Origin of the sequence: Mesonia sediminis, from assembly GCF_042684705.1 — a bacterium.
Lineage (GTDB): Bacteria > Bacteroidota > Bacteroidia > Flavobacteriales > Flavobacteriaceae > Mesonia > Mesonia sediminis.
The window spans coordinates 44617-59977 of the sequence record NZ_JBHULZ010000006.1; the positions used below are offsets into that span (position 1 = coordinate 44617).

14 protein-coding genes are annotated in these 15361 nt (G+C 38.6%); 11 read left to right on the top strand and 3 right to left on the bottom strand.

Annotation, left to right across the window (positions count from 1 at the left end):
• The first annotated feature begins 163 nt into the window (after window positions 1-163).
• The 9 genes from porV to ACFSQ0_RS01320 all read left to right on the top strand — a co-directional run bounded on the left by porV (window position 164) and on the right by ACFSQ0_RS01320 (window position 9643).
• Window positions 164-1327 carry a type IX secretion system outer membrane channel protein PorV gene (gene porV / locus ACFSQ0_RS01280; RefSeq protein ID WP_379043032.1) on the top strand — a complete coding sequence of 388 codons (1164 nt, stop codon included), beginning with the start codon at window positions 164-166 and terminating at the stop codon, window positions 1325-1327.
• 74 nt (window positions 1328-1401) lie between these two features.
• On the top strand, window positions 1402-1884 hold the full coding sequence (gene cdd, locus ACFSQ0_RS01285; RefSeq protein WP_379043068.1) for a cytidine deaminase: 483 nt from the start codon (window positions 1402-1404) through the stop codon (window positions 1882-1884).
• A gap of 96 nt (window positions 1885-1980) precedes the next feature.
• Window positions 1981-2982 (top strand): pyruvate dehydrogenase (acetyl-transferring) E1 component subunit alpha, encoded by a 1002-nt coding sequence (gene pdhA, locus ACFSQ0_RS01290; protein WP_379043035.1) that lies wholly within the window; start codon window positions 1981-1983, stop codon window positions 2980-2982.
• A 6-nt stretch (window positions 2983-2988) separates the two neighbouring features.
• A complete protein-coding gene (locus ACFSQ0_RS01295; RefSeq protein WP_379043038.1) occupies window positions 2989-4686 on the top strand; it encodes a pyruvate dehydrogenase complex dihydrolipoamide acetyltransferase in 1698 nt (565 codons plus the stop codon).
• A 65-nt stretch (window positions 4687-4751) separates the two neighbouring features.
• Window positions 4752-5714 (top strand): M28 family peptidase, encoded by a 963-nt coding sequence (locus ACFSQ0_RS01300; RefSeq protein ID WP_379043041.1) that lies wholly within the window; start codon window positions 4752-4754, stop codon window positions 5712-5714.
• A gap of 1 nt (window position 5715) precedes the next feature.
• Window positions 5716-6408 carry an SDR family NAD(P)-dependent oxidoreductase gene (locus ACFSQ0_RS01305; RefSeq protein ID WP_379043044.1) on the top strand — a complete coding sequence of 231 codons (693 nt, stop codon included), beginning with the start codon at window positions 5716-5718 and terminating at the stop codon, window positions 6406-6408.
• 3 nt (window positions 6409-6411) lie between these two features.
• On the top strand, window positions 6412-7011 hold the full coding sequence (locus ACFSQ0_RS01310) for a SprT-like domain-containing protein (protein WP_379043047.1): 600 nt from the start codon (window positions 6412-6414) through the stop codon (window positions 7009-7011).
• Window positions 7012-7042: 31 nt separating this feature from the next.
• Window positions 7043-8098: a mannose-1-phosphate guanylyltransferase gene (locus tag ACFSQ0_RS01315; protein WP_379043071.1), complete on the top strand. Its 1056-nt coding sequence runs from the start codon at window positions 7043-7045 to the stop codon at window positions 8096-8098.
• A gap of 123 nt (window positions 8099-8221) precedes the next feature.
• On the top strand, window positions 8222-9643 hold the full coding sequence (locus tag ACFSQ0_RS01320) for a DUF389 domain-containing protein (RefSeq protein WP_379043074.1): 1422 nt from the start codon (window positions 8222-8224) through the stop codon (window positions 9641-9643).
• Window positions 9644-9680: 37 nt separating this feature from the next.
• On the opposite strand, the gene ACFSQ0_RS01325 is transcribed toward ACFSQ0_RS01320, so the two are convergent.
• Window positions 9681-10445 (bottom strand): ABC transporter ATP-binding protein, encoded by a 765-nt coding sequence (locus ACFSQ0_RS01325; RefSeq protein WP_379043050.1) that lies wholly within the window; start codon window positions 10443-10445, stop codon window positions 9681-9683.
• Window positions 10446-11183, bottom strand: a complete 738-nt coding sequence (locus ACFSQ0_RS01330) for an MlaE family ABC transporter permease (protein ID WP_147861502.1) — start codon at window positions 11181-11183, stop codon at window positions 10446-10448.
• Between the two features lie 116 nt (window positions 11184-11299).
• Between ACFSQ0_RS01330 and pafA the strand changes: the two genes are divergently transcribed.
• Window positions 11300-12973 (top strand): alkaline phosphatase PafA, encoded by a 1674-nt coding sequence (gene pafA, locus ACFSQ0_RS01335; protein ID WP_379043053.1) that lies wholly within the window; start codon window positions 11300-11302, stop codon window positions 12971-12973.
• Here the strand turns inward: pafA and ACFSQ0_RS01340 are convergent.
• A complete protein-coding gene (locus ACFSQ0_RS01340; protein WP_379043056.1) occupies window positions 12939-13820 on the bottom strand; it encodes a glycosyltransferase in 882 nt (293 codons plus the stop codon). The genes pafA and ACFSQ0_RS01340 overlap by 35 nt on opposite strands.
• A gap of 369 nt (window positions 13821-14189) precedes the next feature.
• On the opposite strand from ACFSQ0_RS01340, the gene ACFSQ0_RS01345 reads away from it, so the two are divergent.
• The coding region (locus ACFSQ0_RS01345; RefSeq protein ID WP_379043059.1) for a hypothetical protein at window positions 14190-15361 on the top strand (1172 nt) is incomplete at its 3' end.

The window sequence follows — 15361 nt, forward strand, 5'->3', positions numbered from 1 at the left end:
CGAAACTATACGTTCATGAATAGCTAAGCCGAATAAAAAGGGTGCAATAGATAAATACTTTTTTATAAAAATAGATGCTATTTTAATGCTATAATTATTTTTCTAGACTTAAACGGGAGCTAAAATCTATAAAACCATATATTTGCCAAACAATTTTAAAAACATGAAAAAAACATCTTATATTTTACTTGCTCTTATAACCTTAGCAAGCTTTAACGCGCAAGCTCAAGAGGCACCTACTATAAAAGATCGTGTGGTAACCACGGCTGTTCCCTTCTTGCTTATATCGGGAGATGCACGTGCATCGGGTATGGGAGACCAAGGGGTAGCCACCTCTGTAGATGCCTATGCTCAGCAGTGGAATCCCGCAAAATTTGTATTCGCAGAAAAACAACAAGGAGTAGGCTTTTCTTATGTACCCTACTTAAGAGAGTTGGTAGCCGATATTAATTTAGGTGTTTTGTCTTATTATAACCGATTCAACGAGCGTAGTGCAGTAGCTGCAAGTTTACGCTATTTTGGTCAGGGTGAAATACAACTACGCGACACTCCAGATCAGCAGCCTCGTGTGGTTGAGCCAAATGAAGTAGCTTTAGATTTAACCTATGCGCTGCGTCTAGGTGAGCAAATCTCTATGGCAGTAACCGGTAGGTACATCCGTTCAGATTTAAAAATTGAAGGTTTAGACGGCGATGCCAATGCTGCCAATACCTTTGGGGTAGATATTTCGTCATTTTATCAAAGTGAAGAGATTCCTTACCGTGATTTTAACGGTAGATGGCGTGCAGGGGTAAATATTTCTAATATCGGTCCCAAGCTTAAATACGATGATGCGGGACAGGAGAATTTTATTCCTACCAATTTTAAGGCTGGAGCAGGATTTGATTTTATCTTCGATGCCGCTAACAAAATAGGTGTGTATGGTGAGGTAAATAAACTATTGGTACCTACTCCAAGCGATTCAAATGGCGATTTGCGAATAGATCGTGAAGACGATTGGTATAACGAGAGTTCTTTTGGAGCAATTTTCTCTTCTTGGGGAGATGCACCAGACGGATTCAGCGAGGAGTTAAAAGAATTCACTTGGTCTTTAGGTGCAGAGTATTGGTATGAAGATAGCTTTGCATTTCGCGTAGGATATTTCAACGAAAGTGAAGTGAAAGGATTTAGAAAATTTTTAAGTTTAGGAGCCGGCTTCAGGTATTCTGTTGCACAGATAGATGTTTCTTATCTTTTTTCTACGTCTAAAGCGGTAGCCAATCCTTTAGAAGGTACGTTGCGTTTTAGCTTATCCTTTAATTTAGGAAAAGAGTATTACGAGTATTAATAAAATAGAGTCGTTAAAAAAAGCCGAAAATGAATAGTTTTCGGCTTTTTTTGGCTTAAATTGTCGTTATGAGTATACAGAAAAAACAATTGGCCATTGCTTTAAAAATTTATGCTCAAGAGCATGAATTACCAGCAGAAGTAGCTGCTTTAATGCAAGAAGCAAAAAAAACTCGTGCCAATGCCTATGCGCCCTATTCTAAATTTAAGGTAGGAGCAGCAATACAGTTGAGTAACGGAGAAGTGGTAACCGGTAACAATCAAGAGAACGCTGCGTATCCATCGGGCATGTGTGCCGAGCGCACCGCTATTTATTCTGCAGGAGCTCGTTTTCCAGAAGCGCGAATAGAGGCTATTGCCATTTGCGTAAAAGCCCACAACCAAATAATCAGTCAGCCGGCCTCACCTTGTGGAGCATGCAGGCAGGCTATGGCCGAATATGAACAAAAGCAAAAAACCCCAATACCAGTATACTTTATGGGAGAAACAGGTCCGGTTTACAAGGTAGATGCCGTTCTAGATTTGCTACCTTTGGCCTTCGATTCCAGTTTTCTATAAAAAAAAACTATAAAAGGGTAATTCGTTTTTTCATGAGATATGAAAACCCTATTTTTGTTTGGCGTAAGAAGACGCAGGTATTTAAATTTTTATCAGATGAAAAAAATCACCAAAGAAACATACCTAAAGTGGTATGAAGACATGTTGTTTTGGCGCAAGTTTGAAGATAAACTTGCTCAGGTTTACATACAGCAAAAAGTAAGAGGTTTCTTACATTTATATAACGGTCAGGAAGCCATACTTGCTGGTGCTTTGCACGCGATGGATTTAAAGAAAGACCGTATGATTACGGCTTATAGGAATCACGTGCAACCTATTGGTATGGGCGAGGACCCTAAACGAGTGATGGCCGAACTTTATGGTAAAAAAACAGGAACATCCCAAGGTCTTGGCGGTTCTATGCATATTTTTTCTAAAGAACATCGTTTTTATGGTGGTCACGGAATTGTAGGAGGTCAAATACCTCTAGGGGCAGGTCTTGCCTTTGGCGATAAATATTTTAAGCGCGATAATGTAACCTTGTGTTTCTTTGGAGACGGTGCTTCTAGACAAGGTACTTTGCACGAAACTTTTAATATGGCTATGAACTGGAAATTACCCGTTGTATTTTGTGTAGAAAATAACGGATACGCTATGGGTACTTCGGTAAAAAGAACTGCCAATCATGAAGATATTTGGAAGCTTGGTTTAGGGTATGAAATGCCTTGTGGCCCTGTAGATGCTATGAATCCAGAAAAGGTAGCCGAGGCAATGGATGAGGCCATCGATCGTGCTAGAAGAGGAGACGGACCTACCTTTTTAGATCTTAAGACGTATAGATACCGCGGACACTCGATGAGTGATGCGCAGCATTATCGAACCAAAGATGAGGTAAAAGAATACCAAAAAATAGATCCGATTACCCAAGTACTTGATAAAATCAAGGAAAACGAATGGGCAAGCGAAGATGAAATTAAAACCATAGATAAGCGCGTTAAAGATTTGGTAAGCGAATGTGAAAAATTTGCCGAAGAGTCAGATTACCCGGAAACTAGCGTGATGTACGATTCGGTTTACGAACAAAAAGATTATCCATTTACTCCACATAAAACAGTATAGTAGATTATGGCCGAAGTTATTAAAATGCCACGTTTGAGCGATACCATGGAAGAAGGTACTGTAGCTCAATGGTTAAAACAAAAAGGAGATCAGGTAGAAGAGGGTGATATTTTAGCCGAAATAGAAACCGATAAAGCTACGATGGAGTTTGAATCGTTTTATTCGGGAACGCTTCTACACGTAGGTATCGAAGAAGGAGAAACAGCCCCTGTAGATGCCTTGCTTGCTATAATTGGTGAAGAGGGAGAAGATATCAGCGAATATCTACAAGATAATGATACTTCAGAGAGCGAGGATAAGAGTCAAGAAGAATCAAGCAAAGAACAAGATACCAAAGCTAAAGATGAAAAGGCTGAAGAAACTGATGATTCTGGAAGTTCAGATGAAATTCCAGAAGATGTTGAGGTAATCACTATGCCGCGTTTGAGCGATACGATGGAAGAGGGTACGGTGGCTCAGTGGCTTAAAGCCGAAGGAGATCAAGTAGAAGAGGGAGATATTTTAGCCGAAATAGAAACCGATAAGGCTACAATGGAGTTTGAGTCGTTTTACTCAGGTACCTTGTTGCATATCGGTATTCAAGAGGGTGAAACCGCACCGGTTGATGCGCTTTTAGCTATTATAGGCCCAGAAGGAACCGATGTAAGCAGTATTATTTCGGGTGGTTCTAAACAAAAATCAAAAACCGAAAAGTCTTCTAAATCAAATACAGAAGAGAAAGAAAATCAGCAGGAAAGCCAACAAGAAAGTCAGTCTAATGGAGATATCTCTTTAGAAGATTTTCAACACGAAGATGCCAGTGGTAAGCGTATTTTCGCTTCACCATTAGCTAAGAAAATGGCGGCAGATAAAGGTATTGATCTAGCTCAAGTTAAAGGCAGCGGAGAAAACGGTCGTATTGTTAAAAAAGATATAGAGGAATTTAAACCTAGCCAAAAACAAGCCGAGAAGAAAACAGAGCAAAGCGATGTACAGTCGCAAAAGGCAACTGCAGCGGTACAAGAATTTACACCAGCGGGAGAAGAATCTTTTGAGGAGGTGAAAAATTCAAGTATGCGAAAGACCATTGCTAAAAGATTGTCGGCTTCTAAATTTAATGCACCGCATTATTATTTAACCATTGAGGTAGATATGGAAAACGCAATGCAATCTAGAACGCAAATCAATGCTTTACCCGATGTAAAGGTATCTTACAACGATATGGTAATAAAAGCAACGGCTATGGCGCTTCGTAAACACCCACAAGTAAATTCACAGTGGGAAGAGAGCCATACAAAAATAGCTAAGCACATTCATATTGGCGTAGCGGTTGCGGTAGATGAAGGATTGGTAGTTCCGGTGTTGCCATTTGCAGATCAATTGCAAATGACGCAAATAGGCAGTAAAGTAAAAGATTTGGCAGGCAAAGCAAGAAATAAGAAATTGCAGCCACAAGAGATGGAAGGATCAACTTTCACCGTTAGTAACCTGGGAATGTTTGGTATTGTTGAATTTACCAGTATTATCAATCAGCCTAACTCAGCAATTTTATCGGTAGGTGCAATTGTAGAGAAGCCTGTGGTGAAAAACGGAGAGATAAAAGTAGGTCATACTATGAAATTGACACTAGCTTGTGATCACAGAACGGTTGATGGCGCTACTGGTGCTCAATTTTTACAAACCTTAAAAGCTTATATTGAGAATCCGGTAACTATGCTGGCTTAAATCAAAAGCGTAAATTTTTACACAACCCATCAATTTTATTGATGGGTTTTTTTATCTTTAAACCTATGAGAAAATTAGTATTATTTTTAATTCTGTGTCCATTTTTAAGTTGCAAGCAGACACAGATTACCACCGACACGCGTTTTAATTTTAACACCACTTCCATCCAGCAAAGGCTAGATAAAGATTTGAATCGGCTTACTCACGATGAGCTCGGCGGGAGATTGGTAGGAACCGTAGGTCAAGACAAAGCAGCTGATTACCTCGCTAATCAGTTTAAGCAAATGGGAGTTAAGCCTTTTTATACCACCTATCGCGATTCTTTTATGGTAAAGAATAAGCATGCTTATAATGTAGTGGCTTATATCCCAGGCAAAAATAAATCTTTAAGCAAAGCTCCTTTGCTTATTGGAGCCCACTATGACCATATCGGTATAGACAAAAGAACCGCAACAGCAACAGACTCAATAGCCAATGGAGCCAATGATAACGCTTCAGGGACTATAGCTGTTCTAGAGATAGCGCGCTATTTTAGTGAAAATCCGCCAGAGCGCGCCATGATTTTTGCGCTGTTTGATGCCGAAGAACAAGGATTGTTAGGCTCTGAGCATCTTGCTCAACGCATGAAAAATGAAAATCAAGAATTATATGGGGTGTTTAATTTAGAGATGATTGGCGTGCCGCTTAAAGCGCAAAATTACCAAGCTTACCTTACCGGATTTGATTCGAGTAATATGGCGCAACTATTCAATAATTACACCGGGTCAAATAGTCTAGGCTTTTTTGAAAAAGCACAAGAATTTCAGTTATTTAAACGCAGCGATAATTATCCTTTTTATAAACATTTGGGTGTGCCGGCGCAGACCGTTTGTACTTTTGATTTTGGTAATTACCCCTACTACCATCACGTGAAAGATGAAATGGCTCACTTAGATTTAGAGCATATGGCAAGGCTCATTCAGGTTTTTCAACAGGGTCTAACAGGTATGGTTAATGCCAAAGAAAATGAATTAAAATTTACCAATTAAAATGTCAACACAGAAAAATATTATAGTAACGGGTACCAGTAAAGGGATTGGTCTTGAAATTGTAAAAATACTATCGGGAATGGGGCACCGGGTTTTAGCGCTTTCGCGGAATGAAAAACCTTTACTCGATTTAAACTTAAATGCTGTAAACGCTTTAGCTTTTGATATAACCCGAGAAGAGAATTATCCAATATTAGAAGATTTTATTAAAAATGAATTTGATTCAAGGGTAGATATATTGATAAACAATGCCGGTAAATTACTACACGAAAAATTTACCGCCATAGCTTTAGCCGATTTTAAAGCGGTTTATGAGGCCAATGTTTATGGCCCCGTTTTGATGATGCAAAAATGTATACCACATATGCCCGATACCGGGCACGTGGTTAATATTAGCAGTATAGGTGGCGTACAGGGGAGTGTTAAATTTGCTGGCTTATCGGCGTATTCATCGAGTAAAGCGGCTCTGATTAATCTAACCGAATTATTGGCCGAAGAATATAAAGAAAAGGGTCCTTCTTTTAACGTGTTAGCCTTAGGAGCGGTACAAACCGAGATGCTTGAAGCCGCTTTTCCTGGTTTAAAAGCACCGGTTACAGCCGAGCAGATGGGCGCTTATATAGCCGATTTTGCCCTTAGGGGTCAGCAATTGTATAACGGGAAACTATTGCAGGTAGGTAAATCTACCCCTTAATCTATGCAGCAGGTGTTAGCCAAATATATACCTAAAGCGGCAGTCGAAGGTATTTGTATCTTAATTCAAGAATGGCGCGTTCAGCTTAAAATAGTCAACGAACGCAAAACACGGCATGGCGATTACAAAATGCGCGGCGGTTACCACATCATCACGGTAAATGCTAACCTTAATCCGTATAGGTTTTTAATTACATTAGTGCATGAATTGGCTCATCTAGTAGCTTTTGAAAAATATGGACATCACATAAAGCCTCACGGCAAAGAGTGGAAACATAGTTTTACTAGCTTGATGCTGCCCTTGCTGCACCCCAGCATTTTTCCATCTGATTTGTTACCGGTTTTAGCAAGACATTTTAAAAATCCTACCGCCAGTAGCGACACCGATACACTTTTGCATATCGCGCTTAAAAAGTATGATGAAGCCAGCAATAAAAGCTATATATTTGAGATACCCTACGGGAGCTATTTTAAATTTAGAGACCATAAAATCTTCCGTAAAGAAAAAAAGAGAATAAAGCGCTACGAGTGCATAGAAATTAAAACCGGTAGGGTTTACGTTTTTCAACCTCACGCGCAAGTTGAACTTGTAAAAGAAAATTAAATTGAAAAATTCAAATTATTACGCCGTGATTATGGCAGGTGGAGTGGGTTCTAGGTTTTGGCCAGTAAGTACACAAAACTTCCCAAAGCAATTTCACGATATGTTAGGTACTGGAGAAACGCTTATTCAAAAAACTTTTTCTCGACTCAGTAAGATCATTCCAACCGAAAATATTTTGGTATTGACCAATGCTAGTTATGCAGCTTTGGTTAAAGAGCAGTTACCACAAGTTAAAGATGCTCAAGTGGTTTTAGAACCTGCGATGCGCAACACGGCGCCTTGTATTTTGATGGCTGCCTTAAAAATCTATGAAAAGAACAAAGATGCGGTGATGATTGTAGCGCCTAGCGATCATTGGATTGAAGATGAAATGAGCTTTAGTCAAAATGTGAAAACGGCTTTTGAAGCTTGCCAGCAAAACAAAAGCTGGTTAATGACGCTTGGTATTCAACCTACTTTGCCGCATATTGGTTATGGTTATATCAAATTCCGTAAAGCAGCCCAACAACGCATTTATGAGGTAATGCAGTTTACCGAAAAACCCGATTATAAAACCGCTAAGTCGTTTTTATCTGATGGGAATTATTTGTGGAATGCCGGTATTTTTATTTGGAGTGTACAGGGTATTTTAGCGGCTTTTGAGCAACATTTACCCAATATGTATACCCTATTTAATTCGGCTGAATCTATTTGGAATACAGAGCGCGAAGCAGATTTTGTAAATGCACAATATGCCAAAGCCAAGAATATATCGATTGATTACGGGATTTTAGAAAAATCAAAAAATGTTAGGGTACTCCCCGCAGATTTTGATTGGAGCGATTTGGGTTCTTGGGGTGCTTTATACGATAAATTGCACCAAGAAAAAGATGAAAATGTAATCATAAATGCTCGTGTACTGGCGCAAAACTCGAAACGAAATATTATTCGCACAGGAGAAAAAAAATATGTTGTAATAAAAGATTTAAACGACTATATTGTAGTGGATAATCAAGAGGTTTTACTGATTTGTAGAAAGCAAGACGAACAAGAAATCAAAAAACTGCGTAACTTGGTAAAAGAAGATTTTGGAGATCACTTAATTTAACTTAACTGTTTGGAAAATAATATAGACAATAGCAATGAAAAGGAGCAACCGGAGAAGCAATCTTCTACCAGTACTGCGGGTGATGAGAATGCAGGCACCACCCAACAAAACGAGGAAAGCAAAATAGATCCGGCGAAATTAAAAGCAGATTTTCAAGGGACTTACAAGAATGCTAAGACCTTTTTAAAAGATCTACTCGATATACGCTCTGATACCGATAGAGATTCAACCATTGAGGCGGTAAAAAAAGACATCACTTTTAAAGGGCATAACGCTTGGATTTTGGTTTTTTCAATTTTTGTAGCCTCTATTGGGCTAAACGTGAGTAGTACTGCGGTTGTTATTGGGGCGATGCTTATTTCTCCTTTAATGGGACCGATTGTTGGTATGGGACTATCGGTGGCTATTAATGATGTAGATATGCTTAGGCGCTCCCTTATCAATTTAGGTGTAATGGTGGGGCTAAGTGTTATCACCGCTACTTTTTACTTTATGATTTCACCGCTTACGGGAAGTAATGCCGAGTTAGAAGCGCGAACCTATCCTACTATTTTAGATGTTTTAGTGGCCATATTTGGTGGTTTGGCTTTGATTGTAGCCAAAACCAAGAAAGGTACCATTGCTAGTGTTATTTTTGGAGTAGCGATTGCCACTGCTTTAATGCCGCCGCTATGTACTGTGGGCTACGGCTTGGCCAATCTCAATTTTGCTGATGCAGGTGGAGCCCTATATCTTTTCTCGATCAATGCTACTTTTATAGCGCTTTCAACCTTCGTAGTTTCAAAGTTACTAGGCTTTCCCTTGGTTAAATATGCCAATTCTAAACGCAGAAAGCGCATCGCGCAAATCGCTTCTTTTATAGCCATTATTGTTATGGTACCTAGTGTTTATTTGTTTTATGCTATGCTAAAAGAATCTTATTTTAAGCAAGACGCCGAACGCTTTGTTAAAAATGAGTTGGCTCTTTATACCGATTCTTTCTTGCAAAAAAACGCTACGGTAACCACCTATAACGGTGGAACAGACCCTAAAATTGAAGTTTCATTTTTAGGTAAAGAAATACCAAGCTCGGTGATTGGGGTGTGGCGCGAGAAAATGAAAACCTATCCTAATTTAAAAAATGCTTCACTGATTATATTACAGAACGAAAATACCGAGTCTTATGATCAGTTGCAGTTCATGAAAGAATTTAAATATAGAGATTCGCTATTGATGCTAAATAAAGACGAACGCATTGCTTTTTTAGAAAAAGAATTGGATAATTTGAGTCGTTACAAACGCAACAGTATTCCGTTTTCAAATGTAAGCAATGAAGCTAGAATCAATTATGAGAATCTGGTACAATTTGGTTATGCCCAAAAAGTTATTTCAAACTTTGATAAAATTGATACCATCCCCGAATTTTATGCGGTTTGGGATTCAGAAATAAGTGCGGAATTAAAGCAGCAAAACGAACAAAAACTAAAGCGATGGCTACAGTATAAACTAGCTTTAGATACGCTTATTCTTCAATCTTCGCTGCAACCTAAAGTGGCGACAGAATAATAATACAATAAATGATTTAAAGTAGGTGTACGCCCCATTACAAGCCTTGTAGTTGGGCTTTTCTTACTTTCTGGAAAAGCTCTGAAGAGTATACAAAATTGGTGAGCGCATCATTTTCAGATTGATAAATTTCATCTTTATTTCCTTGCCATTCTAGATGCCCGTCTTTTAAAAAGACAATATTTTCACCAATCTCCAACACCGAGTTCATATCGTGGGTATTAATGACGGTGGTAATATTGTATTCTCGTGTAATTTCTTGAATAAGATTATCAATAAGTATGGCTGTTTTAGGATCTAGACCAGAGTTGGGTTCATCGCAAAACAGGTATTTGGGTTTGTTTACTATGGCGCGTGCAATAGCCACACGTTTTTGCATTCCTCCACTGATTTCGGCTGGAGATTTATGGTCTACCCCAATTAAATCTACGCGCTCTAGTACTTCGTCTACGCGTTTTTTCATAGCAGCTTTAGACTGTTTGGTAAACATAATAAGAGGAAACATTACGTTTTCGGCCACATTCATAGAGTCGAATAGTGCACTACCTTGAAAAACCATTCCCATCTCTTTTCTTAAATCGCGCTTTTGCTTGTTGTTGAGCGAGGCATAGGCTACCTTGTTGTATTCAATACTTCCTGAGGTGGGTTCAAATAAGCCTAGAAGACATTTTAAAAAGACGGTTTTACCCGCACCAGATTGACCTATAATCAAATTGGTTTTGCCCGCGTGAAAAGATGTATTTAATCCTTTAAGGATTTCTTCACCGCTAAAACTTTTATGTAAATCTTTAACTTTAATCATCTAACTCAGAAGTAATTGGGTTAACACATAATTGGTAATAATTAAAATAACACTCGTCCATACAAAAGAGGTGGTGCTGGCTTGCCCTACTTCTAGCGCCCCTCCGCGCATATAATAACCGTGATAAGAAGGCACTGTAGCCAAAATAAAAGCAAAAAAGAAGGTTTTAATAAAAGCATAGGTAAGATGATAAGGTATAAAATCTACCTGCAGCCCTTGTATAAATAAATCGCTAGCAACATAACCACCTAAAACACCCGCAATATAGGCACCCACTATACCTAAAAACATAGAGATGCAAATCACAAAGGGGTAAAGTAACATGGCTACCATTTTAGGAAAGACCAGGTAATTAACAGAGTTAATACCCATTACCTCAAGCGCATCTATTTGCTCGGTAACGCGCATGGTTCCGATACTTGAAGTGATGTATGAACCTACTTTACCGGCCATAATTATGGAGATGAAAGTAGGAGAAAACTCTAAAATTATCGATTGGCGCGCGGTAAAAGCAATTAGGCTTTTGGGTATTAAAGGGTTTCCTAAGTTTAAAGCGGTTTGAATAGTGACTACCGCACCTAGGAAAAAAGAAATGAAGGCCACAATACCCATGGAGTTAATAATGAGGTCATCTATCTCTTTAAAGATTAATGTTCTTAAAACAGAGCCTTTGGTCATCCGTTTAAAAACATTTTTTAACATCATAAAGTATTCACCAATATCATGTAGGTAGCCCATTCAAATTCTTTTTGTAAAACTAAAGTAGAAATCGGAAAGATAAAACTATTTAACGTACAATTAATGCTTAATTGTAAGAACATGCCTAATTTTGCCAAAAATAAAATTACCTGAAAATGAAAAAATTTAGCCTTTTACTACTGGTTGGTTTTTTGCTCAATGCCTGTGCAAGTGTAGAAAATTTAGACAAATCGGCGGTTGTTGACAAAGAGCCAGAACAGTCATTATATGCCCAACCCAAATTAGTTGTTGGAGTGGTGGTAGACCAAATGCGGTATGATTATCTCACCCGCTTTTGGGATCTTTACACCGATAGGGGTTTTAAACGCTTAATCAACCAAGGTTTTAATTGTAAAAATAACCACTATAATTATGTGCCAACTTATACCGCACCAGGGCATGCTTCTATTTTTACAGGAACCTCCCCGCAGGTACACGGTATTATAGCCAATAACTGGTACGATAAGCAAGAAAAAAAGAAGGTTTACTGCGTTGACGATAATACGGTAAATGGATTAGGAACCACTTTAGCCGCTGGTCAAATGTCTCCTAAACGCCTTGAAACCACAAGTATTGCCGATCAAAACCGATTGCATACACAGTTTAGAGGAAAGTCAATAGGAATTGCCATTAAAGACCGGGGAGCTATTTTACCTGCTGGTCATAGTGCCAATGCGGCGTATTGGTTCTTAGGGGGAGAGGAAGGAAAATGGATAAGCAGTTCTTATTATATGAATGAATTGCCTAGTTGGGTGCAAAATTTCAATGCCAATGAACCGGCAAAAAAATATTTAAACACTTGGAATACTTTACTACCTATAGCGCAATATACCCAAAGTGGAAGCGATGCCAATGCTTATGAATTTGGATTTAAGGGAAAAGAGAATGCAGATTTCCCTTATAATTTGGCCAAGCTTGCTCCAGAAAACGGGGGTTATGATATTTTAAAAGCCACCCCTTTTGGCAACAGCTTAACACTAGATTTTGCCTTGGCTGCTATTGAGAACGAAGCCTTAGGAAAAGACCAGGATACCGATTTTTTAACCTTAAGCTTTTCAAGTCCAGATTATATAGGGCATAATTTTGGGGTGAATGCCAAAGAGATTCAAGATAATTACTTAAGATTAGATTTAGAAATAGCTCAACTTTTAGAATACCTAGATACACATATCGGTAAAGGGGAGTATACCCTATTTTTAACCGCTGATCACGGAGCTATTCATGTGCCTAATTATTTAAAAGATCAAAAGATCCCTGCCGGATATGTTTCTAGTAGCAATCTTAAAGAACGTTTAAAAAATTATTTGGGAGAGGCGCATGCCAATGTAAATCTGATAGAGAACATATCTAACAATCAGCTTTTCTTAAATCATGAATTAATTCAGGAAAAGAATATTGATGCTTTGGCTTTAGCCGAAGATATCAAAGCCTTTTTATTAGCACAGCCCGAAATTTCTCGCGTGTTTACACGTTCAGAAATCGAAATGAATGCAGCCACAGAAAAGACCAAGCTTTTGGTTCAAAACGGCTTTCATCAAAAACGAAGCGGTGATTTAGTATTTGGTTTTTTACCCAATTATATCTCTTATCCAGAAAAAGGAAGTACCCATGGTACAGGTTTCAATTATGATACCCACGCCCCCTTATTGTTTTACGGAAAAGGAATCCGTAAAGGAAGCAGCTTTAATAAGACTTATATCACCGATATAGCGCCTACAATTGCCGCACTATTGGGAATAGCTAATCCAAACGGTACTACTGGTGAGGTGATTGTTGAGGTGTTAGATTAAGTTTTAATTTTTTTAAAATACCTTGCCATCGGTATTTCCTTATCCATTTGCCCTCTTTTTCACTTACAAGAAGAGGGCTTTTTTGTTGCTTGGCTTTGAGATAACCCCAGCAATAATCTATAAAGAGAATGCCCTGTTTTTTCTTAAAGGCTAATTTTAAAGCCGCGATAAAAGTGATTGGCCAACCATAACGCATTTTGTAAAAAGCTTCCCCTTGCTTATGATTTGCCTTTTTTGCATAAGATTTTCCTGTAGGCCGTAAATGCTTTACCCTAAGATTTGTCAATACTTTTACTTCATAACTATTGTATTTTGCCAGTAACTCATCTACCGTATCCCAACCTATAGATGGTTTTAAGCCACCAATCTTTTCAAAACAATGCTTAGAATAAGCTTTAAGCGCACCTCTTACATGGTCGTTGTTGGTTAATCCTTCGTTTACCCATTGCTCTTTCTTTTTTACCGTGCAAATACCGCCACATATACCTATGTTTGGCTTAGTGGTAAAACTATCTTTGATGCTTTCTAGGTAGTTTTTTGGGAAAATTAGATCGGCATCGTATTTACAAATAACATCAAAGTGGTCATCTAAGCTTTCGAGACCTTTATAAAAAGCATTGATGATTTTGCTGCCGGGTAAATGCTTTTCGTTAGATGAGATATTTATATAATCTATAAAGGCATATTCTTCAGCGTAAGCTTTTACAATTTTTTCGGTATCATCTGTAGAATGGTCGTTAACTACTACAATTTTTTTTGGGAGAAGGCTTTGATCCGTTAAAGATTTAAGCGTTTTTCCAATAAATTCAGCTTCATTGTGAGCAGGGATAACAATATAAAAATTCATTATTTATACTATTTAACTGATTATAAGCCGTTGAGATAATAGGACGAAGTCAGTTTTAATTCAATTGTACTTTTATCGATAGGTTATTGCAATAAATACCAAATTTACACTATTCTATGACAACAAATCTCACAAAATAGGTGCAATTATAATTTCTATTGCATTAGGTATCGGTTTTTTTTGTGGCTGTAGCATTAAGCAGGGATTCGGGCAATGATGCAATATAAAAAAGCGGTCCTTTTTAGATTAATGCGTTGAAGTTGCAGATAATTAAGTTTTTATGTCGGTTTTTTCTCAAATTTTTACTTAAATTCGTTAGTGATAGGTAAGTCAAAGGAATTTTCCTGTAATTTGAATTCATTTTTTTACGTGAAAAATCTACAAATCTATAGTATATTACTCTTATTTTTTGTGGGAGTGCAAGAATTGGTAGCACAATGCCCTCCACCACAAGGGGAGGCGTTGCAAAGTTTTTGTGGTGCTGCTCTTCGTGCACAGATCAATGAGCCTCCTGCCAATTTAACCGATTTGGTAGTAGTGGGCGATAATTTACAATGGTATAGCGATGCGGGTGGTACCACGCCTATTCCTAATACCACTCTGCTGGTAGATGGACAAACCTATTATGTGAGCCAGACCACTACCGGTACCCAGGGCTGTGAAAGCAGTTTATTGGCGGTACAAGCCGTAGAGAAGTATTGCAATTGTGTGCCCAACGGGGGCTTTGAACGCGATGCTACCACCTCGACGGCCTCGGGTTATAGTTTTGCGTATTATGATTTTGCAGTGAACCCACCTGGGATGCAACAATGCCAAACCGATTTAACAAACATTCCTTTACAAAACTTAGCAAGCTTAGACCCTGTTAATGGTCATAATGATCCAAACAACGCCTTTAATTATCATGCGTATATACTAACCCCAGGGCCCGATAGTTTTATGTCTGGTTCTTCTACAACTCAAATCAGGGTAGAACCCAATACCCCTTATAATCAGCGGGCTATCGGTTTAAACGATTTGCGTACTCAAGGAAGCCTTAGTGTGATGACAAAAGAAATCATTGCCGGACAAAGCTTTTCCTTTGATTATGCCTTAGCCTTGGAGGATGATATTAATGCCAGTCCATCTTCCATTGTACTTCCTTTTTTTAAGGTACAAATATGGGATCAAAACAATAACCTGGTCAGTGAGCAGTGCATTGCTTTCGAGCGCAACTCATGCCGGTTTATAGAAGCCCCTGGAGGTTTAGATCTTTATTATACGCTTTGGACGTGTATGGAATTGGATACCAGTAGCATTGCCGGGCAAGCCGCCACGGTAGTTTTTGCGATGTCAGATATCCAACAACCTGGAAGTAGTTACGGCTACGCCTACATAGACAACCTGGGCAATGCCAGCTGTAGCAATGATGTTTTTGGGAAGGTTTCTATAGACGAACCTACGGGTACTGCAGGCAGCAGTGCTTGTAGTTTGCTTGCACCGGTAAATCAAGACCCCTGTTTGGCGCCGGTGGCTGTACAAAGCGGTCCTTTTCCTATAAG

What these genes read in the sequence shown, in the direction of transcription:
- ACFSQ0_RS01315 (WP_379043071.1), top strand. Translation starts at nt 7,043, where the DNA reads ATGGCAGGTGGAGTGGGTTCTAGGTTTTGGCCAGTAAGTACACAAAAC.
- ACFSQ0_RS01330 (WP_147861502.1), bottom strand. Translation starts at nt 11,183, where the DNA reads ATGGGCTACCTACATGATATTGGTGAATACTTTATGATGTTAAAAAAT.
- pafA (WP_379043053.1), top strand. Translation starts at nt 11,300, where the DNA reads ATGAAAAAATTTAGCCTTTTACTACTGGTTGGTTTTTTGCTCAATGCC.
- ACFSQ0_RS01325 (WP_379043050.1), bottom strand. Translation starts at nt 10,445, where the DNA reads ATGATTAAAGTTAAAGATTTACATAAAAGTTTTAGCGGTGAAGAAATC.
- ACFSQ0_RS01310 (WP_379043047.1), top strand. Translation starts at nt 6,412, where the DNA reads ATGCAGCAGGTGTTAGCCAAATATATACCTAAAGCGGCAGTCGAAGGT.
- pdhA (WP_379043035.1), top strand. Translation starts at nt 1,981, where the DNA reads ATGAAAAAAATCACCAAAGAAACATACCTAAAGTGGTATGAAGACATG.
- ACFSQ0_RS01305 (WP_379043044.1), top strand. Translation starts at nt 5,716, where the DNA reads ATGTCAACACAGAAAAATATTATAGTAACGGGTACCAGTAAAGGGATT.
- ACFSQ0_RS01340 (WP_379043056.1), bottom strand. Translation starts at nt 13,820, where the DNA reads ATGAATTTTTATATTGTTATCCCTGCTCACAATGAAGCTGAATTTATT.
- ACFSQ0_RS01300 (WP_379043041.1), top strand. Translation starts at nt 4,752, where the DNA reads ATGAGAAAATTAGTATTATTTTTAATTCTGTGTCCATTTTTAAGTTGC.
- ACFSQ0_RS01295 (WP_379043038.1), top strand. Translation starts at nt 2,989, where the DNA reads ATGGCCGAAGTTATTAAAATGCCACGTTTGAGCGATACCATGGAAGAA.
- porV (WP_379043032.1), top strand. Translation starts at nt 164, where the DNA reads ATGAAAAAAACATCTTATATTTTACTTGCTCTTATAACCTTAGCAAGC.